The sequence below is a fragment of the Bradyrhizobium sp. Tv2a-2 genome (genome assembly GCF_000472425.1).
GTDB lineage: Bacteria > Pseudomonadota > Alphaproteobacteria > Rhizobiales > Xanthobacteraceae > Bradyrhizobium.
Genome location: NZ_AXAI01000022.1, coordinates 68,928 through 91,519, shown reverse-complemented (window position 1 = coordinate 91,519; position 22,592 = coordinate 68,928). Strand labels below are relative to the sequence as shown.

General features: G+C 61.0%; 15 protein-coding genes and 1 pseudogene. 9 read left to right on the top strand and 7 right to left on the bottom strand.

All coding sequences use genetic code 11. From position 1 onward, the window contains the following. Positions 1-711 (top strand): annotated as a pseudogene (locus A3AI_RS48965) (NF038122 family metalloprotease); the annotation flags it as partial. A gap of 1,199 nt (positions 712-1,910) precedes the next feature. On the opposite strand, the gene A3AI_RS0133585 reads toward A3AI_RS48965, so the two are convergent. The 3 genes from A3AI_RS0133585 to A3AI_RS0133575 all read right to left on the bottom strand — a co-directional run bounded on the left by A3AI_RS0133585 (position 1,911) and on the right by A3AI_RS0133575 (position 7,166). Further along, on the bottom strand, positions 1,911-2,897 hold the full coding sequence (locus A3AI_RS0133585; protein ID WP_245287011.1) for an alpha/beta hydrolase: 987 nt from the start codon (positions 2,895-2,897) through the stop codon (positions 1,911-1,913). A gap of 144 nt (positions 2,898-3,041) precedes the next feature. Then, the gene (locus A3AI_RS0133580; RefSeq protein ID WP_024519757.1) at positions 3,042-5,846 is read right to left on the bottom strand and encodes a helix-turn-helix transcriptional regulator; all 2,805 of its coding nucleotides are present in this window, start codon (positions 5,844-5,846) and stop codon (positions 3,042-3,044) included. Positions 5,847-6,119: 273 nt separating this feature from the next. Beyond that, on the bottom strand, positions 6,120-7,166 hold the full coding sequence (locus A3AI_RS0133575) for a DUF2334 domain-containing protein (protein WP_024519756.1): 1,047 nt from the start codon (positions 7,164-7,166) through the stop codon (positions 6,120-6,122). A gap of 314 nt (positions 7,167-7,480) precedes the next feature. Here A3AI_RS0133575 and A3AI_RS43945 point away from each other — a divergent pair, with 314 nt between their 5' ends. From A3AI_RS43945 to A3AI_RS0133540, 7 genes are all read left to right on the top strand, one after another. Beyond that, positions 7,481-8,932, top strand: coding sequence for an HlyD family secretion protein (locus A3AI_RS43945; RefSeq protein WP_024519755.1), 1,452 nt, complete (start codon positions 7,481-7,483; stop codon positions 8,930-8,932). A 4-nt stretch (positions 8,933-8,936) separates the two neighbouring features. Next, the gene (locus A3AI_RS0133565) at positions 8,937-10,874 is read left to right on the top strand and encodes a glycosyltransferase family 2 protein (RefSeq protein ID WP_024519754.1); all 1,938 of its coding nucleotides are present in this window, start codon (positions 8,937-8,939) and stop codon (positions 10,872-10,874) included. Positions 10,875-10,999: 125 nt separating this feature from the next. Beyond that, on the top strand, positions 11,000-12,103 hold the full coding sequence (locus A3AI_RS0133560; RefSeq protein ID WP_024519753.1) for a DUF2336 domain-containing protein: 1,104 nt from the start codon (positions 11,000-11,002) through the stop codon (positions 12,101-12,103). A gap of 378 nt (positions 12,104-12,481) precedes the next feature. Next, complete coding sequence (gene gmd / locus A3AI_RS0133555) at positions 12,482-13,567, top strand: GDP-mannose 4,6-dehydratase (RefSeq protein ID WP_024519752.1); 1,086 nt, start codon at positions 12,482-12,484, stop codon at positions 13,565-13,567. After that, positions 13,548-14,504 (top strand): GDP-L-fucose synthase, encoded by a 957-nt coding sequence (gene fcl / locus A3AI_RS0133550; RefSeq protein ID WP_024519751.1) that lies wholly within the window; start codon positions 13,548-13,550, stop codon positions 14,502-14,504. Before gmd ends, fcl begins: the two co-directional genes overlap by 20 nt. A gap of 17 nt (positions 14,505-14,521) precedes the next feature. Beyond that, positions 14,522-15,706, top strand: a complete 1,185-nt coding sequence (locus tag A3AI_RS0133545) for a glycosyltransferase family 4 protein (protein ID WP_024519750.1) — start codon at positions 14,522-14,524, stop codon at positions 15,704-15,706. Between the two features lies 1 nt (position 15,707). Then, positions 15,708-16,754, top strand: a complete 1,047-nt coding sequence (locus A3AI_RS0133540) for an MraY family glycosyltransferase (protein WP_051382597.1) — start codon at positions 15,708-15,710, stop codon at positions 16,752-16,754. Positions 16,755-16,854: 100 nt separating this feature from the next. On the opposite strand, the gene A3AI_RS0133535 is transcribed toward A3AI_RS0133540, so the two are convergent. Genes A3AI_RS0133535 through A3AI_RS0133525 form a run of 3 tightly spaced genes read right to left on the bottom strand, consistent with a single transcriptional unit; the run spans position 16,855 to position 19,271 of the window. Next, entirely contained in the window at positions 16,855-17,052 is a 198-nt protein-coding gene (locus A3AI_RS0133535; protein ID WP_156928051.1) for a hypothetical protein, read from the bottom strand. A 27-nt stretch (positions 17,053-17,079) separates the two neighbouring features. Then, positions 17,080-18,528: a hypothetical protein gene (locus tag A3AI_RS0133530; protein WP_024519747.1), complete on the bottom strand. Its 1,449-nt coding sequence runs from the start codon at positions 18,526-18,528 to the stop codon at positions 17,080-17,082. A 47-nt stretch (positions 18,529-18,575) separates the two neighbouring features. Continuing rightward, entirely contained in the window at positions 18,576-19,271 is a 696-nt protein-coding gene (locus A3AI_RS0133525; RefSeq protein WP_024519746.1) for a class I SAM-dependent methyltransferase, read from the bottom strand. A gap of 216 nt (positions 19,272-19,487) precedes the next feature. Here A3AI_RS0133525 and A3AI_RS0133520 point away from each other — a divergent pair, with 216 nt between their 5' ends. Beyond that, the gene (locus A3AI_RS0133520) at positions 19,488-20,570 is read left to right on the top strand and encodes a glycosyltransferase family 2 protein (protein WP_051382596.1); all 1,083 of its coding nucleotides are present in this window, start codon (positions 19,488-19,490) and stop codon (positions 20,568-20,570) included. A 55-nt stretch (positions 20,571-20,625) separates the two neighbouring features. Here the strand turns inward: A3AI_RS0133520 and A3AI_RS0133515 are convergent, their stop codons facing one another. Beyond that, entirely contained in the window at positions 20,626-22,524 is a 1,899-nt protein-coding gene (locus A3AI_RS0133515) for a nucleoside-diphosphate sugar epimerase/dehydratase (RefSeq protein WP_024519744.1), read from the bottom strand. Positions 22,525-22,592: the final 68 nt, after the last annotated feature.

Sequence of the window (22,592 nt, the reverse complement as noted above, 5' to 3'; positions counted from 1 at the left end):
GCCAACCTCATTCCCGCTGTCCCGGGCAACTCGACATCGCTCGAAACGCTCGAGACCACCTTCCATCAGGACCTCAACGGCGATGGTACGATCGGAATCCCCACCGGTACATCAGCCAAGGCCACCCAGCCGCCTCAAGCTGCGCAAGCCTTGTTCGACGACCATACGCTGACACTAGAAGCTCCACCGACGTTCGACGGGCAGATCATTGGCTTTAGCGGCGACGGCACGCTTGCGGGCTCCGACCAGGTCGATTTGCGCGGCTTCAACTTCAACACGCTGCATACCAGCTTCGACGACGCCTTCGGCAGGCTCTCCCTGAGCAGCGGATCGAGCACGGCCTCGCTGCAGTTCCTCGGCCAATATTCGCAGGATAGCTTTCACTTCGCCGACGACCGCAATGGCGGCACGCTGGTCGTCGCCGCTACGCCGGCTACTGTCACGAGCGAGGTCTCCGGCTTCGTTGCGCACGACACGTTCGTCTTCGCGCCGAATTTTGGAAACATCACCCTGCCTAGCTTTGCGCCTGCGACCGACACGTTGCAGTTCAGCAAGTCCGTCTTTGCCAACGTCGCCGCGCTCCTGGCCGCCACCCGTGACGACGGCTCGGGCGATGTCGTCATCACCGACGCCGCCCACGACACGGTCACGCTGCAGCATGTCACGACCGCGCAGCTGATCGCCCACCACAACGACTTCCATCTCGTTTAGCGCGTGATCCGCACGCTGAACGAGGCGCGCGCTCGTTTCAGCGCCACGGCAGCCCTCCAAAAGCCTACCGTGCTTCTAGCCTGAAGGCTGAGCTGCGCAACCGGCTCGGACGGCTGGTTTGGCCGTCGCCTACTGGAATGCCGGGCGTCCGGCTGCGCGTTCCGAGTTGTCGCGAGCCGCGCTCAGATCGGCCTTTGCTCTTGCCGCTTCCTGATCAACCGATGGCGTCCGGCTCGGCGGTGGCTCATTCAGGCTCGGATATTGGGCCGCGGGCGTATTTGCTGGTGGTAATCTGGAACAAGCACAGAGCGTCTGCGCGATAAGCGCCATGGACGCCACCAACACAGCTGCAACAATCCGGCTCTGCTTACTGCGATCTCGGTCCATCGTGGGTACCAAAGCACGCCCCACGGCCAAAGAAAACCCGCCGATGTTGGGAGCGCCGGCGCGACCAGGAGCCAAGTGTCGCGGGCTTCCGCTCTCGCGACGCAAGAACTACGGCGCGGATAGGTTGAAATCTCATTATCGACTCAACCGCCCGCGACGTGTCGCCAGCCGTTGCCGCTGCGGATCAAACTTGCAATCTTACCTTATCGCGTCTTGCGTGTGTATTATTTCGATAACATCTTGAGCGAGAATTAGGTGGTAAGCTACTCACGATAGAGCTGGGGAATTCGGTTCTTCCCAATCACTGTCCGCAGCGCGCGGCTTCCAGGGAACAACGGAGGGTAATCAAGACCGCAAGCAGGGTTAGTGGTTTCGTCGTCGACATCAAGAGCGAGCGTCAAATGTTGGCCTTGAGCCTACACCCAGTTGGCGGGAAGCGAAGCCGGATTGTTGCAGCTGCATTTGCGGGTTCATAGCGTTTATCGCACAGATGCTTTGCGCTTGCTCTGGGTTACCATCAGCAACTAGCTCCGCCAGCCATACCCGAACCTGAACGAACCGCCGCCAAGTGTCGTCATCTTTACAACTACGAGCATTTCTACCAAGGAAAATTCACCCGATCCCGAGGTCCGAGCAGAAATTGCGGAGTACGCAAAAGCAGAAAGAGACGAAATAGCCCGCGCGATACACTTAGGGTGAGATGGACAGTGCTGCGCAAGGGAGCCCAAATCGTCTCCGAAACGAGCCCTCCAGTTGTCCTCATGCCGTGAGGCGGCGACCATGTCGCCCGCCTCACGTTCCACCACTCTGGCTCAGGGCGCCAGATGGGCCTTGATCTCGGCCGCCATCTGACGGATTGCCGCCTGGGGCTCGGGATCTGTCAGGATGCCGTTCAGCAGGACGAAGTCGTGGATCATCCCATTGTAACGGGTAGCGATCACGGAGACCCCAGCTTCCTTGAGCTTGCGGGCGTAGGCCTCGCCTTCGTCGCGCAACGGGTCATTCTCCGCGGTGACGACCAGGGCCGGCGGAAGTCCCTGCAGCTGCTGTAGGCTGGCGCGGAGCGGCGAGACATAGGGGTTGTTGCGCGCCGCGGCATCCGGGGCATACAAATCCCAGCCGTACTTCATGAAAGCGCGGGCCAGGAATCGCCCCGTGCCGTATTCATGGTAGGATGCGGTGTCCACGCTGGCGTCGGTCGCGGGGATCATCAGCACCTGGTAGCTGATCTTAGGGCCACCGCGGTCTTTGGCCATGAGCGTCAGCGCCGCGGTCATGTTGCCGCCCACCGAGTTGCCGGCCACTGCGATGCGGCTGCCGTCCGCCCCGAACTCTTCGGCGTGGGCCGCCACCCACTCCAACACAGCATAGGATTGATTGAGCTGAGTGGGGAAGCGCGCCTCGGGCAAGGAGGTGTACTCAACGAACACGCCGATCTGGCCAGAGTTGACGACAAGGTCCCGCAGCAGACGCTGGTGGTTCTGGAAGTTCCCGACGATCCAGACGCCGCCGTGAATGAACAGCAGTACGCCGGGCTTACCGGTCACCTGCTCGGGCTTCATGATATAAATCTTCACGGCTTGACCATCCTGGACGATGGTCTCCTCGGTCGTGTTCACTCCAGACATATCAACCGGGGTCTTGTTCTGAAGCCCTGTCAGGATCTCTTGCGGCTTCGGCTGGGGGAGTTCCCAGAACGGGCTCGGATCCTTGTTGATCTCCCGCAAGAAGGCGCGAACCTGGGGATCGATCCGGGGGTCGGTGGCGGCATCGGGGGCCGCGTGGGCGGCTTGGGTCATGAGGATTGCTCCGAGGCTGAGGATTGCGAGTGAGGAGAAAAATTTCATGGTCATTCCCTGCGAGGGGTTACACGCCATGCGCAGGTAGCCCGCGAGGCGCGCTGCCGCTTCTGTCAAATGACCAGTCCGATGACCGCTCGGTGGTCAGCTTGCGGGATGGGTGGTACCGGCGAGAATGGGGCGCAGTCCGGACCGCGACGTGATGCCGGTTTTCGCAAAGATCCGGTGCAGGTGGTAGCCGACAGTTCTGTGAGATAGATAGAGTCTGGCGCCGATTTCCTTGTTTGAAAGACCTTCGACAGCAAGTTGCGCGATGTGAAGCTCCTGTGGGGTCAGCGTTTCCCACGCCTGCTCGGTTCGCCGGCGGCTGGTTTCGCCCGAAGCCCGCAATTCCTCTCGGGCGCGGGCGCTCCAGGGCGAAGCGCCGAGCGCATCGAAGATGTCACGTGCCTCACGCAACGGAGCCCTCGCATTGGCGGACCTGCGTTGGCGGCGCAGCCAACCGCCATAAGCCAGCAGAAGACGGGCACGCAAAAACGGCCACTTCTTCGCGGCCGGCCCAAGACCTTGCAAGAAGAACTGTTCGGCATCATCCGGCGCCGCGAGCAGCGCCTTGCCATAATGCAGCATCGTCTCGAACCATGGCACCGGCATCGGAGCCGAGACACGCTCCATCTCATCGATGACACCACGGACCGCCGCCGCATTGCCGGAAAAAACGGCCGCTTCCACGAAATCCGCGAGCCCGAAGAACTGAAGACTGGAATTGAAGGCCGGATCGGCGGGCGCGAAAAGGCGTCGCAGATGTTCGTAGGCCTCCCAATGCCGGCCCGCGCCGATCGCCGATATGCCTCGCGCGATCTGCAACATCGCCAGCAAGAAACTGGCGCCGATGCGCAGAACCAGGCTTTCCGCCTGCGCTGCATGGGCTTCGGACTGCTCCAGATTGCCTTGCATTCCTGCAAGCTTGGCTTTCAGGATCGTGGCCGCTGCGACCCACGGAAGCCCGCTTGTCTCTTCGGCAAGACGGACGGACTCCTCGGCCTCCCTCATGGCTCCCGTCCAGTCGCCGATTTCCGTTTCCGCCCACCCCAGCGCGAAAAGCACGCGAGCGAGATCGCTGAGCCGTCCCTGTGCACGCAGTGCGGCGCTGGATTCTTCGAGAAAGCTTACGCTGATGTCGAAGGCGCCAATAACATTGGCGGTGCTACCCAGGATTCTCGCAACGGCAGGATTATTATGCCTTGTCTCGGCAAGGCTCTGGAGCTTGATGTACAAGTCGCCTCCCCGCCGCAGCGGTTCGACATAGGCAGATATCGCGATCAGGCGGGGGTCCGCCTCAGGCAACTCCAGCCGATTTGCCGCAGCAAGGACTCTCGTGCCAAGTTCATCGCTTGCGTTGCTCCACCAGCACCGTTGCGCGGCGCGCCAAAGAAGATTGCTGGCCAGATCGGCCGCGCCGGCCGCATGGGCCTGAGCTGCGAAGCCAATCAAGGCCAGAATCTTCGCGGGATCATTGACTGCCGGAGGCTGGCTGATCTCACGACACCAGGCGATCCGGATCGGCGCGAGCGGGTCCGATTCGTCCGTGTCGGCCTGACGCAGCAGGCGCTCCATGAGCTCCGGCTGGCCCAGATCGGCGGCAAGTTCGGCGGCACGCAAAAGCCGGTCGCTTTTGGCTCTTGCCGTGCTGCTCAGCCGCGCCGCATTTTCCAGAACCTCGATAGCCATCGCTACGGCGCCTCGCCGCAGCGCCCGCGCCGCCATTCGGTCGTATTCGCCAGCGAGCTCGTCGTCGGGTCCGATTGTCGCTGCGGCACGATGCCATAGTTGGCGATCGAGTTGATCCCGAATGATAGCCGCGAGCGCAGCGTGAATCTTTTGGCGCGTCGCCAGGTCAGCCGCTTGATGCATGGCGGAGCGAACGAGCGGGTGCCGAAACCGCACCTCCGTTCCGTCAATCTCGATTAGCTTGGCGGCGACTGCCGGCGCCAGGTCATTGATTTCCACTTGCTCGCCCAACACGGCTTCGCCGGCGGAGAGGACTTCGTGGAGCGATGTCCCGTCGTTCTCGGCTGTCACGAACAACAGCGTTCGCGCTGCACGCGGAAGGTCGGACAAACGGCTTGAGAAGGCGCGTTCCAAGCGGCCGGTTAGCGGGAGCCACGGCGCGTCTCCAGCCCCCGCGGCCCCTTCTCCGCGGGGCAGCTCGACAAGGGCCAGAGGATTGCCCGAAGCTTCCTTGAGGAAGCGGCTGCGCAGCTCTGCCGGAAGTCCTGGAGCATGGGCGTCCAGCAGGTGCTCGGCATCGGTCTCGTCGAGTCCGGAAAGTCGTAGCCTCAGGGTGGAGGCGTCGCCGAGCGAGCTGTTGAAGTCATCGCGCATCGCCACCAGGAGTACGACGGGGTCTGCACTCAATCTGCGCGAGATGAAGGCCAGCACGTCATAGGTTGCCTGATCCAGCCATTGGGCATCATCGGCAACAAGCAGGATAGGCTTGCGTGTCGCGCTGTCGGTCAGGAGAGACAGCGTCGCGAGTGCCACCAGAAAGATATCGGGCGCCCCGTCATCGTCGTGCATGCCGAACGCGGCCAGCAAGGCCGATCGTTGACGAGGGACGAGGCCCGCTGCCCGCTTCATCAGCGGGCGCAGTGCCTGCTCAAGTGCTGCGAACGGCAAATGGACTTCGGCCAAAACGCCGGTCATGCTCAGGACGGAGGTATCCCGTTCACTGGCTCGGCGCCTAGCGACTTCGAGGAGCGCCGATTTTCCGATTCCGGGCTCGCCGCTGATAACGAGTGTGGATCCACCTTGATCGATCCGGTCAATCAGACGATCGATCAGGGCAATGTCTTGTTCTCGACCCTGCAAGACGAGGGACGCAGATCGGGTGGCACTTGTGCGCCGCCTCCGCAGCGGCCCGTATGTCTTTTTTGCCCGTTTGGCCATCGTATAACCATCGGTGACGCTGCACCATTTGGAGCTCGACCGCATTAGGTGCATGTTACCATGTAGCGGGAATTAGGGGCAGGAGCCGTATCCGGTGTAATCGATAGTGAGCATTCCGCTTCTGCCCGTTGCTACCGTCTGGGCTGGAGCGGACGTCAGCTTTGCGCGGTGGGTCTCGGCTGATATCGTGGCGCCTCGATCGCCCATGAAGCGTCTCGCCGGCGAGAGACTCCTGAACGACCTGGCGGGGCCCACTTCGCGATCTCGCATCACCTATGCGGCTCTATCGGTAGCGGATTGAGGACTTTTCCGCTCAGGCGGCGGCGTCGAAGCCGACGTCGATAGTGAAGTCGCGAGGCTGCCCAACGTAGTCCAGTCTATCGTATCCCCGTAACGCTCTTCGATATCTGCGAACAAGCGGTCTAGATAATTCATGTAGAGATCATCCACGCCGTCAAGATGAGTGTGCCCGGGGACGTTCTTGGTGATGTGCGCCTTGATCGATAGGACGCCACCGGCATCCAATATGTCGAATGCCCGCTCCGGCGCTGATGTTGCCTGAAAATTGGTGCTTATATGTAGCAAGCATTCTGCAATGCGCTCCGGGAACAGCATGCTTACGCCGCTCAATCCCGACATCGCTGTTCTCGCGTCCTTCGATATGGGCGTCCGGACGTCCCGCGCGGACATGATCCATTCGATCCCCACATCGCGGCATCCGTACAGCAACGCAGGGCTGCAACTCCATCCAGGAGGTTGGAGGCCTCGCACATAGCGCAAACCGGCCTCCTCAAAAATCTGCATGGCCTCAGTCAGCATGCCGGCGCACATTTCACGATCCCGGTGCTCAAACTCCACGGATACCGGATACCCAAAATTGACATGAGCCAGACCGTGCAGTGCGACCTCGGTGCGCGGCATCGCGTTCAGAACGGCCACGAAATCAGGATGCTTGCGAATGTCCATTGTTCCCTTCGGCAACACCCTCGCAAGATACATCCGATCGCAAAGCCAGGGGACATGTTGCCAGATGCGATCAGCGACGGGAGATATTCGACGCCAGTCCGGCGTGACGAAGAGAGTTAGCTGCAATTGCGGATGCCGTTCCAACAACCATAACAGGCGGCCCAAGGCACCCTTTTCAAGATCTCCGCCGGCCTCATAAGCGCTTTGCGAGGTGCCCGGAAAGATGTCGTCAACAGACATCACGACCGCGGCGGACTTGCCACGATGATACCAGTGGATCGGCCCAAGCTTGGTATCATCAAGGATAAATGCCCGGCGCAGCTCTTGCGCTGGGCCGAATTGCCAGCCGTCCATGCTGGGCTCCTCAAATTGTTGGCGTCAATGCTCTCGCGCGTTCAATCAAATATCAGTCACGTAGCGGCGCGAGGTGACCAACGGCTTTAGGAGCCGATCCATTGCCTGAAAAATTTCGACTTGATGAATGAGCGCTGAATGGACGGCGATGCGAAACCATCCCTGAACACCGCTGGCGCATGTTCTGCTTAACCTGATACCGAATGAGCCGGGGGCAAGCCGCAGACTGCGTAAACGCAACTAAAAGCCGCTCCGCATATCTTATCGCTTTCGATTGACGCAGGTGGGCCTCAGAATCCGGTGGGGAATTTACCATGGTTGCCAAAGCAAAGAAGGCACCAAGCATCAAAGCAGAGCCATTCGAGACGTCGATTGCGGAAGCTTCGGTTTCGGCCGAACTGGTCCCGGAGAAGGTCGTGGAGCGGCTGGCCGGGCTGGATGTGCGCGCGCAGTCCGCGCTTCTGCGAGGGGCCTTCAAGGGGCCCGACCCTCTCTTGCCCGACGTCTCCGATCCGTCGCCCGAACGCCCTGGCATCGTCCGCCGGATGGCGTGGCGTGCGGTCAAGTCGGTGCTCGGCTTGGGCGTTGTCATTATTGCCGGCGTGGGTCCGGTGCAGCGTCTGCTTGAATTTTCGAGTGTCGAGGCGGTCGTCAACGCCCGCCTGGTCACGCTGCGCGCGCCCATCGAGGGCGGAATTGCAGACGTCGATTTCGTTCCCGGCATCGGAGCCGCGGTCACCAAAGGCCAGGTGATGGTGCGTATCTCCAATGGCAGGGCCGATCGCGCACGGCTGGATGATTTGCAGCGACAGATCGATCAAGCCGAGAGCGATCGCCCGGGTATCGCCGTGCGGCTCGCGCGATTGAAGGAAATCTACGAACAGATTTCCCACCAGGCTCACGCATTTCAAGCTGGACGAATCAGCGAGCTTGAAGAGCGCGTGATGGATCTGAAGGCGCAGGCTTCGGCAACCGATGCTTCCGAGTTCGAAGCCGCATCGACGCTTTCACGCACCAGGGCGCTTGCCGAGTCGGGATACCAGACGACGGTAGCGGTAGAGCGGGCCGAGCGCGATGCCAAAATTGCCGCGCAGACCAAGCAGTCCCTCGATCACCGGCTGTTCGCCAGCGTGGTCGAGCTCGAAGCCGCTCGCCGCGGAGAATACGTGGGAGACTCCTACAACGATCGCCCAAGTTCGCTCCAGCACGCGGACGAACTATCGATCCGCATTGCCGAGACCGAAGCGGAGCTCAATTCCCGCAACCAGCGTATCGCCAGCCTTCACGACGCGCTCGACGCTGAGACATCACGATATGCCGAGCTATCCCGTGCCGAGCTCTCGTCTCCTACCAACGCGCAGGTTTGGGAAGTGCTAGTGTCTCCCGGAGAAGAGGTGCGAAAGGGGCAGGACCTGCTGCGCCTTCTCGATTGTTCCGGCGCCGTCGTGACGGCTACGGTCCGCGAGTCAGTCTTCAATCGATTGCGGCTTGGTGATAAGGCGCAGTTCCGCCTTTCCGAGCAATCCGGCAGATACGACGGCACCATTGTTCGTATGTCGGGGAGCGCGGCACCTTCCGACAATCTGGCGATTCAGCAAACCGGGCTTTCGTCCGGTGGGTATCGAATAGCTGTGTCAGTACCTGATATCGCTTCAACGCAGTGTGGCGTCGGCCGTACCGGAACGGTCGTATTCAACCCCTCCCGCTCGAGCGGAACCTGGCTGCAATCACTCAGGGACGCAGTCTCCTTCCTGCCCGGCTCGTGACGCCATGCACGAACCGTTCGCTCCGGCTCTGATCGCGACCGGCCTGCTTTGCCTGTTTCTCCCGTGGGCCAATCGCGAAACCCCTTGGGTCCGTGCCGCGCTGGTCGCCATCTCACTGATGATGACGTGGAACTATCTTCTCTGGCGGATCACTCAGACCCTGCCGGAATTCGGTTTCACCGCCGATTGGCTGTTTGGAATCGGATTCCTGAGCGCGGAAGTGCTTACGGGCATCGGTGGGACGATCACCTGGGTATTGCTGTCGCGCAGCTCCTCGCAATCGGAGACTGTCGCGGCCAACATGCTCTGGCTCATGCAGGCGCCACCGCTCGTCGACGTGTTGATCTGTACATACAACGAGGAACGAGCCATTCTTGAGCGCACCATTATCGGTGCGAAGAACATGGGCTATCCGAACTTCAGGGTTTGGGTACTGGACGACGGACGACGTGATTGGCTGGGCGATCTCTGCGCCCAAAAAGGCTGCAACTATCTTACTCGGCCGGACAACGCCCATGCGAAAGCCGGCAATATCAATCATGCAATCCGGCACCTTGCGGGCCTCGCGTCGCCACCAGATTTCATTGCCGTGCTCGACGCTGATTTCGTGCCCTTTTCAAATTTCGTCACGCGCGCGCTTTGCCTGTTCAGAGATCCGGCTGCCGGCATTGTGCAGACGCCTCAGCATTTCTTCAATCCAGATCCAATCCAGAGCAACCTGGCAATCTCCGAGGTGTTTCCGGACGAGCAGCGCTTCTTCTTCGACATCATCATGCCGTCCAAGGATGCCTGGGGTCTCGCCTTCTGCTGCGGCACCTCGTCCGTGATCCGGTTCTCCGCACTGCTTGAGATCGGCGGCTTTCCTACGGATTCCGTCACTGAAGACTTCCTGCTCACGGTTCGACTTCGGGAGCGCGGCTACAAGACCCTGTATCTGAACGAAAAGCTATCGGTCGGCCTCGCGCCTGAAGGCATTAACGAATATGCGACTCAGCGCACCCGTTGGTGCCTCGGTCTCGTGCAAATCTGCCGAGGCCGGTCGGGTCCTTTTCGCTTTGGCAACAACCTTCCGCTGTCGTTCCGGATCAGTCTGATTGAGACGTTCCTCTATTGGGGCGCAAGTTTTCTCTTTCGCATGTTCTGCCTGCTCGCGCCCGCTCTTTTCTTCCTGTTCGATATCCGCATGGTGCAGGCCGACATTTCCGATGCCGTTATGCACTTCGCTCCCATGGTGATCACGCAAGTCGCGATTACGACCTGGCTCGGGGGTGGCCGCATGCTGCCGATTATTGCCGACGTCTATCAAATGCTGATCGCGCCAGAGATCATCACGGTGGTCGCCCTCACCTTGATCCGACCACGCGGGCATAAGTTCAAAGTCACCGACAAAGGAATTCACTATGCCGGTCTGAATATTCATTGGCGCCTGCTGTTTCGATTCCTTGCTTTGGCAGCTATCACGATCGCTGGTTTGGCCAAGGTCTTTGCGTTAGACAACGCAGACTTGATCGACAATGGCGGAGCGCTGAACCTTTTCTGGGCCTGGTATAATCTGCTCGTCCTGACGATTTGCTGCATGGTCTGCATCGAACAGCCGCGACGGCGTCTCGATGAGCGCTTCGTCACCAAGGAGAAAGTGCTCGTCAAGATCGGGGAGCTGGTTCTCGATTACGACGTTCTGGACGTCTCTGCCAGCGGAATGCGTCTCGCGGGAAGTATCTCAGGTCCAGTTGGATCGCCCGCCGTTCTCATCTTGGACGGGATCGAGATACCTGCGATTGTCGCTCGCAAGGGTATGGACGAATTTGCGGTTGCCATGATCGGCGATATGGCGCGGGAAGCAATGACGCGACGCGTCTATTCCGAGCGGTATGGCAAGCCGCTCGACGAAGTTCAACCAAGCCGCGTCTTTGCGGGCATTCTTCATCGATTGGCTCGATAGCGGATAGATGCGACAGACCGAGGTCTTATCGAGCCGACTTTACGAATTTTCAATGCGGGGTGTTCTAATCTGCAGCGTTGATCTGAAATATTTTTCAAAGTTGTTTCCTCATTGAGCAAAACGAGATGACTGAACACAGGTCGTTTCTGGTTGATTTGGAAGATGCGGTTTCCAAAGGGACCGCCGAGAGCTGCTTGCAGGCGCTCTGGCATGCGACCGATATCCTGATTGCAGGGTCTTATTCCGAAGAAGAGATTTGGACCTTCGGCGAGATAATCGGTAGGCTGGCCGAAGAAATCGAACAGAGCGCACGCGTGCGGCTCGCGAGCAAGCTGGCCGCGAGTAACAATGCCCCATTCGGCGTTGTCAGGAAGCTTGCGTCTGACGATTCGATTGATGTTGCTGGGCCGATGCTCCGTAAGTCGGAGCGGCTTGATACAAGGACGCTGGTTGCCTGCGCGAGAAACAAAAGCCAGCAGCACTTGCTCGCCATATCCGAGCGATCGTCCATTCCCGAAGCCGTCACTGACGTCCTGGTCGTTCGCGGATCGAAAGAGGTCGTCAATTCAGTTGCCAGGAACGCCGGCGCCCATATTTCAAGCTCTGGCTTCTTGCACCTGGTGCGACGCTCTGACGGAGATTCAATCCTCACCGAGAGTGTCGGTCTCCGGAAGGACATTCCGAGGCATCTTTTTCATCAGCTGATTTCGAAGGCCTCTGATGAGGTGCAAAGGAAACTGGCAGTCGAACGCCCTGATATGGGGTATCAGATCCAGAGTATCGTCACTGATGTCAGTGGGGCGATCCATGCCAGATTCGGCCCGGCCTCGACGGACTATTTCACCGCAAAGCGAACAGTCGCAAAGCTGCACCATTGGGGACAACTGACCGAAGAAAAAGTGTTCGAGTTTGCTCACTCACTGAAATTCAATGAAGCCGCGTGCGCCCTCTCGCTATTGAGCTCCCTTCCGATCGATATCGTCGAACGCGCGTTGGTCGACAAAAATCGGGAGCCGGCGTTGATCATATCCAAAGCCTTGAGCTTCTGCTGGACGACCACGATGTCGCTGCTCTTCCTGGGTGCGCCCAATCACCGAATTTCGGCCGGGGACCTGGATCAAATGAAGCTCGATTTCCTAAAGCTCAATGTCGGCACTTGTCTCAGCGTGCTGGGTGTCTATCGGTCGCGACGGGAAGCGGCAGTTCAGGGTTCTGATCCTCGAAGGTGACGACACTGCGGCTTGAAAGACGACTTAATGAGCACACTTGCGGGCCGCGAAAGGCGCCCGTGCCTAGAGCGGTGATTCGGCCCAATCTCATCGCACTTTAGGACGAAAGCCAGGCGACGCTGCCCCGGTGGTGGCCTCCTGGGACCGCCCTCCGCGGGCTTTTCCGCCTGTTTTTGGGCCGGCCTGCCATTAGACTTTGAAAAGCGCAGATGCTAAGCCCTTGCGCGATCGAGGCTACTCGCGCTCGTCACTCCCGGTGCCAAGAAACAAAGGCTGTCCGACGGCTGCCGGAGCATCGGCGGAGCGGTATGGCCGATATCATGGGGTTGGCGCAGCCGCGGCAGGCAATTGCGGCAAACCGCGTTTGGTGGAGAAGAGATGCAGGCTCAGGACAAGAAGCGGCGCGTGGCGCTGATTACCGGCGTGACGGGACAGGACGGCGCGTATCTTTCCGAATACCTGCTCGGCCTCGGCTACACCGTGCATGGCGTCAAGCGCCGCTCGTCCTCCTTCAACACCGCCCGCGTCGATCATCTCTACCAGGACCCCCATGTCGGCAACGTGCCCTTCCTGATGCACTATGGCGACATGACGGATTCCACCAACCTGATCCGCCTGGTGCAGCAGATCCGGCCCACCGAAATCTACAACCTCGCCGCCCAAAGCCATGTCGGCGTCAGCTTCGAGAGCCCGGAATATACCGCCAATGCCGATGCCATTGGCGTCCTGCGCCTGCTCGAGGCCATCCGTATCCTCGGCATGGAGAAGGAGACGCGCTTCTACCAGGCCTCGACCTCCGAGCTCTATGGCCTGGTCCAGGAGATTCCGCAGAAGGAGACCACGCCCTTCTATCCGCGCTCGCCTTACGGCGTGGCAAAGCTCTATGGCTACTGGATCACGGTGAACTACCGCGAGGCCTATGGAATGTTTGCCAGCAACGGCATCCTGTTCAACCATGAGAGCCCGATCCGCGGCGAGACCTTTGTGACCCGCAAGATCACCCGCGGCGTCGCCCGCATCGATGCCGGGCTGGAGGAGACGCTCTATCTCGGCAATCTCGAGGCCAAGCGTGACTGGGGCCATGCGCGGGACTATGTCGAGGGCATGCATGCGATCCTGCAGGCGGACAGCCCCGACGACTATGTGCTCGCGACCGGCGAGACACGCTCGGTGCGCGAATTCGTCGAGCTTGCTTTCGCCGAGGTCGGCCGCAGCGTCGAATGGCGGGGCGAAGGCGTCGAGGAGACCGGCATCGACAAGAAGACCGGCAAGACCGTGGTTCGCATCGATCCCGTCTATTTCCGGCCCACGGAGGTCGACCTCCTGATCGGCGATTCCAGCAAGGCGCGGCAAAAGCTCGGCTGGAAGCCGAAGACGAGCTTTGCGCAGCTGGTGAAGGAAATGGTGGCCGGCGATCTTAGCGAGGCCCGGCTGGAGGTCGCCAATGGCAAGCGCGCCGTTTGAGCTGAAGGGCAAGACCGTCTTTGTCGCAGGCCATCGCGGCATGGTCGGCGCGGCGATCGCGCGACGGCTGGCGACCGAGGGTGTCGAGATCCTGACCGCAGGCCGTGCCGAGCTCGACCTGCGCGACCAGGCCGCGGTGTTCGACTGGTTTGCGAAGAAGAAGCCGCAAGCGGTGTTCCTCGCCGCCGCCAAGGTCGGCGGCATTGTCGCCAACAACACGCTGCGCGCCGAATTCCTCTACGACAACCTCGCCATCGCCGCCAATGTCATCCACGCGGCCCATATGAACCGCACCGAGAAGCTGATGTTCCTCGGTTCCTCCTGCATCTATCCAAAACTCGCGCCGCAGCCCTTGCGCGAGGACTACATGCTCACAGGTCCGCTGGAGATCACCAACGAGCCCTACGCAGTGGCCAAGATCGCCGGCATCGAAATGGCGGAGGCCTATCGCAGCCAGTACGGCTCTGACTTCATCAGCGTGATGCCGACCAACCTCTACGGCCCCGGCGACAATTACCACCCGGAATACAGCCACGTCGTGGCCGCGCTGATCCGCCGCTTCCATGAGGCGAAGCTTGCGGGCACAGCGAATGTCGTGGTGTGGGGCACCGGCACGCCGCGACGGGAGTTCCTTTATGTCGACGACATGGCGGATGCCTGCGTGCACCTGATGAAGGTGCATTCCTCAAGCGACATGGTCAATATCGGCACCGGCGAGGACATCTCGATTGCCGAATTCGCGAAAGTAGTGGCGCGCACCATCGGCTACACCGGCACCATCAGCTACGACGCCTCGCGTCCCGACGGCACGCCGCGCAAGCTGCTCGACGTCAGCCGCCTCAACGCGCTCGGCTGGCGCGCCCGCACGTCACTGGAAGACGGCATTGCGCTCGCCTACCGCGCCTATCTCAACGAGAGCAAGCAGGCGGCGGAGTGACCGACGGGCCTCACCCGATGACCTGCGGCGAGAGCAATAAACCGCTGCGCCTCCTCTATGTCGTGAACGAGGATTGGGCCTTCCTGCTCAACCGCCTGCCGATGGCACGCGCGGCGCGTGACGCCGGCTTCGAGGTTCATGTCGCGACCAATGTGAACAGCGGTGCAGCGGCAATTAGGGCGGAAGGTTTCATCCTGCATCCGATCCCATTCGAGCGCGGCGGGCTGTCACCACTTGCAGCCATCCCAGCCGTGCTTGCGATCCGCAAGCTTGAAAACGAGATACGTCCCAGCATCGTGCACAATTCCGGCCTGCAATGCTGCGTGTTCGGCTCGCTCGCCGCGGTCGATCGCGGTTTCCCAACCGTCAATGCCATCACCGGGCTCGGCTTCGTCTTCACGTCTCCGACCTTGTTATCGCGCCTGTTGAAACGGGGCATAACGTGGCTTTTGCCCTGGCTGCTCAACCGCAAGCACAGCAACGTACTGGTGCAAAACCCTGACGACCGCGACGCACTACTCAGGCTCGGTGTAAAGCCCGAGCACATGACGTTGATTCCGGGCTCCGGTGTCGACGCCGATCGACTTAAGCCGCTGCCCGAGCCGGACGGCCCGATCACCATCGGCTTTGCCGGACGATTGCTGGTCGACAAGGGCATCCGCGCGCTGGTTGCCGCCCATGATCTGTTGCGGGCGCAAGGACACGATTTCAATCTCATTATCGCGGGAAACCCCGACCCGGCGAATCCGGCGTCGGTGCCGCGTGACGAAGTCGAAAGCTGGACCAGGCGTCCCGGCATCACCTGGCTCGGCCATATCGACAATATCGCCACGCTGTGGCGCGCCGCGCATATCGCGGCGCTGCCATCGCATCGCGAGGGCCTGCCCGGCGCGCTGATGGAGGCGGCCGCCTGCGGCCGGCCGCTGGTTGCGACCGATGCGCCCGGCTGCCGCGAAATCTGCATCGCCGACCAGACCGGGCTATTGGTCGGAATCGAGGATCCGCCGGCACTCGCGGGCGCAATCCTGACGCTTGCGCAATCGCCGGACTTGCGCGCGCGGTTCGGCGCGGCGGCGCGAAAACTGGTCGAGGACAAGCTTTCGGCGCGCATCATCGGCCGCTCAGTCGTCGAGCTCTACAACAAGCTTGTGCGCGAGCAGCCCGCTGCACTGCCGGCCGGCTACGCTCCGCCTACGCGTTGAGATGCGCAGCCCGTTGGCCATGACCGTGCTCAACCACCGCCCACTGCTTGTTCTCGCCGCGCTCGCGGCGTCCCTGATCTGCGCGGCGCTGATCGTGCTGTTGCGACCCTTGCTGCAGCGCTACGCGCTCGCACGCCCCAACGCGCGCTCCTCGCATGTCGTGCCCACCCCGCAAGGCGCCGGCATTGCGGTGATCGCGGCGACGCTGGTCGTTGCCTGCGTCTACGCGCTTGCCGCCGGCGAGCCGATACCGCTCATGCTCTTTGGCGCGACAGTCTTCATCGCAGCCACAGGCTTCCTCGACGACGTCAGGACCATTCCGGTGCTGCCCCGCCTGTTGCTGCAGGCGGCGGCCGTGGCCGTGGTCGTGTTCAGCGCGCCGGCAGATTTGCGGATCGTGCCGGCGATTCCGCTTGCGCTCGAACGCGCCGGGCTGCTGTTCGCAGGTCTCTGGTTCGTCAATCTCGTCAATTTCATGGACGGACTCGACCTGATGACAGCGGCCGAAGTCGTCCCGACGACGGCGGCGATCGTCCTGATCAGCTGGCTTGGCGGGCTACCGCTCGCGCCGACCCTCACTGCGGCAACGCTATTCGGCGCCATGCTCGGCTTCGCGCCCTTCAACCGGCCGGTGGCGAGGGTCTTTCTCGGCGATGTCGGCAGCCTGCCGATCGGGCTGCTGCTCGGCTGGTGCCTGCTCGCGCTCGCCTGGCACCAACACATTGCCGCCGCGCTGCTGCTGCCGCTCTATTACCTCGCGGACGCGACGTTGACATTGCTTCGACGCATCGCACGCCGCGAACCATTCTGGGCCGCGCATCGCACGCATTTCTATCAGCGCGCCACCGACAACGGATTAACGGTGCCCGCGGTCGTGACCGAAGTCTTTGTGCTCAATGTGGCGCTCGCGGCACTCGCGCTCGCCTCGGTTTGGCTGAACTCGGGGATCGCGGACATCGTGCTGCTGGCGACCGGCGCGTTAGCCGTCGCGCTGCTGCTCTATCGGTTTTCGCAGCAAAAGGTCAGCCAGGCATCACGCCGCGCTTGAGCCGAACTCCGGCACGGCATCCTTCAGCACGGAGACCGGCTCGGTTACCCTGTCGAGATCATGACCATCGCTTCGGCACCGGCCGCAAGCGCGGCATCGGCTACGTTGATCGAGCCGAGAGCACCGGCACGTCGCGGATGAGCTGGCCGCGATCTGCGACCCAGGGCGAGAGGATGCCGAACGGCCAGATCCGCTTGACCGCGCCGCTCTCGATACCCCGCAGCAGGACCTCGCCATCTGCCGTGCGTCCGACCACGAGGCTCGGTGAGGCGTCATCGGCCCCGACTTGGTGGCGCACCGGCGCACCAGAACGGCCCAACAACGACTATCGGTCTAAAACTGATTGATCGACAAATATACGAACGCGGCCAATATTCTCAACTTCACGATAGCGACTTAACTCCGTTTGGACTTCGGGTTCTGAATTGGCCCAAGCCAGCCAATCGAACCGAAAAGTGCTCAGCAGACGAGTATCCACCAGAATGACGTCCGGGCGACCGTTTCGCAGATCCGCCAGCAGCTGCCGTCGGTCGAAATTTATGATGCTGTCCAGTTTTTCTCGCTCACCTTGAGCGCTTTGCTCGCGCAGTAGTATTGCGCCGGCCGCCAGGTATTGCCCGCCAGAGCTGCCCACCCAAATTCCATCGATTTGGCGGACGAGCGGCTCCCCCAGAGCGATGTGGTCGGTAATCGTGAGCAGTCGCGGATGCTTCACGAGCGCCTGGACACGCTGTGCCAGCGGTGGGAAACCGGGCGCCGGTAATGACAAATAGACGCCCATGGCCACAACGACCGCAAGGCCGGCGACCACAACCGACGCCCGCATTGTCTTCGTGCAAAAATGCAGCAGCGGCGCCGCAATCGCAAACAGACAGAGACCGAAAGCCTGATATGGCCAGCCCTTGCCCTGAAGAAGGAAGGTCGCGGCTCCGCCGACCGCTGCGGCCAGCCAAGGCGTTGCGTCGCCCCACATCTTGAAATGTTTAGGAGCTACGAGGCGCAGGAACACGATAGAAGCGCTTATCACAGCGATCGGGATAGGAATCAGGCTACTGAATTCCCTCCTGATGGGCAGATAGACCTCGGCGACCATCGGGGCATAGGTAAATACATAATCAGGGAAGACGGCAACAGCCACCACCCCGTAACTGATTACAACAATGGCGGCTGTACATGCTTCAGAGGTGAATAAAGGCTTGAGAGAACGTTGACGGACGACGCCTAGGATGATCGGGAGGCCTACCACCAGAGTAAAGAAGGGCTTGATACTCATGGCCAGCCCCGCACCCAATCCTGCGAAGGTCGCGCTTCGTCCGGGATCAAGGCCGCGCCAGCGTAGTGCAGTAATGGCCACAAAGGGCGTGAGTGCGATGACGGCTATGTGTTCACGTTGACCGAATACGGCACCAGGAAGAATTGCAAGCAGGAGCGCAAGCGACCACGTCGAGACATCACGCTCTCCAGCTCCCAACTTTGCCGCCGCAGCTGCGCGATCGATGATAAAAAGCGCGCCAACCATCTCGATAATCACCAGGACAATCACGATGAATTCAGGCGCAAGGCCGGTTATTCGTGCAAGCATCACTGCCGGCATATACATGTAAACCGATAGAGGCGGATTGGCCTCGAAGAGGTCGACCCCAAGCCTTCGGCCCTCTAAAATCTTTTCGTCTGCAGTGAGCAGCCAGCCCAGATCCGCGTTGAGAACGACAGGTATCTGAATCAGCAAGGCCGTCACGAGGATCGCGGCCACAATATTCCAACGTCGATGCATGCTGAAATTGTTTCCAAATAAGCGGATTGGCGTTGGCGCTTCTCGCATTACGGTTTGCGTGCCATGGCGAGGTATTGCGCGCCGACCGGCAGCCAGCCGAGCTTTGCCTCGAGAGGACGCAGCCAGGCGAGCTCACGCGGGAAAAACAGGTTGTACTGGATCCGCGATGAGCCCCAGCCAGCTTCTTTCAGTCGCTTCGCCATGTCGCGCGCGAAAATAAGTTTTGCGTTCTCGTCGAATGGACAGGTATTCACCGCGTGGACGGTGAGCGGGTTCAGCGGATTGTGCTCGAATATGGCGATCAAGCCGCCCTGTCGCGTGATCCGATGGAGTTCGCGCAACCACGCCACGTGCTCGCTATGCACAATATGATGAAAGACGCATGCCGAAAATACGACATCGAACGTATCGGGTTCGCAGGGAATGCGACCGTTCTCGATCAGCAGGCAATGGCCGACCCCGGGATAACGCTGCCGCCCCAGTGCGAGACTCCGTTCTGAGACATCCGACGAGGTCAACGCCGCCCCCGGAAAATAGCGTCGAAAGAATGGGATTGAATTGCCGATCCCGGAGCCGAAGTCGCATATCCGCGACACGTCGAGCCGGTCCCGATCGACGATCTGCCGGAGCCGTCTGATCTTGTATTCGGCGAAATACTCTGGACCTTCTCCGGTAATCGCAATGTTCGCACGGTGCTGATCGTCGTAGGCGTCGGCGAAGCGATCGAATTCGGCCTTGTTCATGTTCTAAGATTCTGTTTTCCCGCAGTCCGATCGGCAAATCGGTACCGACTGCTCGCGCGACGCAGCCTTTCGGATAGCGTTGCAAGATTTAATCTGAGTATGTCTCCGAACGAATCATGCACCGACGGGCCTAAAAATTGATGAACAATTAACCGGTGGTCGTCGAATATCGCAGCGTTGAATCGAACCCCGTCTACGCCGCGCGAGGCTTCCAAATTGCTAGAACTTCAGGACGAAACGCCGCGCCCTGGAACATCGTTTCTCTCGATCGTTGTACCCTGTTGCAATGAGGAAGAGGGCCTGCGCGAATTTCATCGTCAAATGACGGCTGCCGCACGCGCTCTGTGGGGTCACAAGTTCGAACTGATTCTGGTGGACGACGGCTCGACCGACAACACCTGGAAGATCATCAACCAGTTGCTGGCGGAGGACCGCAATGTTGTGGCCGTCCGACTGGCGCGCAATCACGGCCATCAATTGGCGCTCACCGCCGGGCTCTCCACCGTGCGCGGCGATTTGGTACTGGTGATCGATGCCGATCTGCAGGATCCCCCGGAACTGCTGACGCCGATGTACGAGATGATGGTGCGGGAAGGCGCCGACGTCGTCTACGGTCTGCGGCGAACCCGCGCTGGCGAAACTCACTTCAAGAGGAAGTCGGCCGAGGCCTTTTATCGCCTCCTTGCCAAAGTCACCCGAGTCCACATCCCGGTCGATACCGGCGATTTCCGGCTGATGAGCCGGCGCATCTCGGACCAGCTTGTGCAGATGCCGGAGCACGACCGTTTCATCCGCGGGATGGTGGCATGGCTGGGCTACAAGCAGGTGCCTTATGAATACGACCGCAACCCCCGGTTCGCCGGCAGCACCAAATATCCGCTGGTGAAGATGATCGGCTTCGCCGCCGATGCGCTGATCAGTTTCTCGATGCTCCCGTTGCGGATCGCGACCTATGTCGGAGCGCTCTTAACAACCGTGCTCACCTTTACCGGCATCGCAGCGATCATCAGTTGGGTTTTCTCCGGCACTGTCCCTGGATGGACCAGCTTGACGCTGCTGGTCATAATGATTTCCTCGGTCCAGCTTCTCGTGCTCGGACTGATCGGCGAATATGTCGGTCGGATCTACATCCAGTCAAAGAACCGGCCGCTGTATTTGATCTCCCATATTCATCGGCGCGGACGCCTGCCACACGGCTCGGCCGACACTCAGGGCGACATGGAACGGGCGGCGCTCACGACCTTGTTGGTGCAATCGGGACATGAAGCGCGGAGCCCCGCTTACGACGATGCCTCCTGACGAAGGTGATACTGAAACACCCGCACTTAACAGGCTAAGGTGGCTGGACCGCACCTCACGCCGCGTTTGAGCCGAACTCCGGCACGGCATCCTTCAGTACGGCCTTGATGGTCGTGGGGTCGTCACGCTCGATCGCCTGCTCCAGCGCCGCGATCCATTTCTTCAGCGCCTGCATTGGCGGCTCGTTGGGCTTGGCCGCCATGATGCCGGCAACGCCGATATCGACCGGCGGCTCTTCGCTGGCAAACAGGATCTCGTTGAGCCGTTCGCCCGGGCGCATCCCGGTGAAAACGATCTCGATGTCATAACCCGGCTGCAGGCCCGAGAGGCGGATCATGCGCTCGGCCAAATCGACGATCTTCACCGGCTGGCCCATGTTGAGCACATAGACCGAAACCGTCGATCGTTGCGCCGCCAGCGCATGCGCGGACGCGGTGATCACGAGATCGCAGGCCTCGCGGATGGTCATGAAATAGCGGACCATCTCGGGATGAGTGACCGTGACGGGCCCGCCCGCCTCGATCTGGGCCTTGAATTTCGGCACCACGCTTCCGTTGGACGCCAGCACATTGCCGAACCGGACCGAGATCAGCCGCATGCGCCGCTGCGCTGCGAGATCATGGTCCAGCGCCTGGCAGTACATCTCGGCAAAGCGCTTGGTCAATCCAAGCATGGAGACCGGCTCGATAGCCTTGTCGGTCGAGATCATGACCATCGCTTCGGCACCGGCCGCAAGCGCGGCGTCGGCCACGTTGATCGAGCCGAAGATGTTGGTCTTGACCCCCTCGCTCCAGTCGCGCTCCAGGATCGGCACGTGCTTCAGGGCAGCGGCATGGAACACCAGGTCCGGCTTGAACTCCATCATCAGCCGCAGAATGCGCTCGCGATCGCGGATATCGGCGATGCGCCCATCGATCTCGGCACCGGTCTGCTGCGCGATCAACGCCTCGGTGATGGCGTAGAGAGCCGGCTCGGAATTCTCAATGACGAGAAGCCGCGCGGCGCCGAAGGTCACGACACGGTGGCAGACCTCGGCTCCGATCGAGCCCCCGCCGCCGGTGACGATCACTGACTTGCCCCGCACCAGCGCTTCCAGCCGCGCATGGTCGATAGTCGAGCTCGGACGCAGCAGCAGATCCTCGACCGCAACAGGCGCCAGCCGCGGCGCGTCGCCGCTCTCCAGCGACGGCAGGCGGCTCACGATCAGCCGCAGCCGCTTGGCGCGCATCAGGAAGGTTTCCGGGCGCGCCTCGGCCTCGAAGGCCGACGGCAGCATCACCGCCCGCGCGATCGGCTTGTTGCGGCGGGCGAAGTCGGCCGCGATGTCCTCGATGTCCTCGATGCCGCCGAGCACCGGCACGTTGCGAATGAGTTGGCCGCGATCGGCGATCGAGGGCGAGAGGATGCCGACCGGCCAGATCCGCTTGACCGCGCCGCTCTCGATGCCGCGCAGCAGGATTTCGGCATCGGCCGTGCGCCCGACTACGAGGCTCGGTGAGGCGTCATCGACCCTGGCGTGATGGCGCACCCGCGTGTAGCGGAAATAGCGATAGGCAAAGCGCAGGGCGCTCAGGAAGGAAACCTCGAGGAACCAGTAGAGGACGATGGTCACCTTGCCGAAGAAGAACGTGCCGTGCACGTTGGGCGCGATCAGGACGTAGTCCAGCACCAGAAGCGCCAGCGCCAGCACCGTGGCGACGCGCAGGATGTTGAGGGCATCCGGCAGCGAGATAAAACGCCATTTGGTGGTGGTGAGGTTGAAGAGGTAACAGACGACAAGGCTGAGCGCTAGGAAATACGGCAGGATCTTGAACAACAGCGGCAGGCGCTCGATAAACGCCTCGCTGCCATCAAAGCGCAGATAGAAGGCGGCAAAGAAGGCAGCCGCGGTCGCCGCCACGTCGTGGAGAGCGATCAGGTAGTTGCGCAAGGTGAGATGCGTTAAACGCGTCATTCGTCGACCGATGGCGGGCGGCAATCCCAGGCTTTGCGACAACGCCCCGATGCCGCTGATAGCCCATA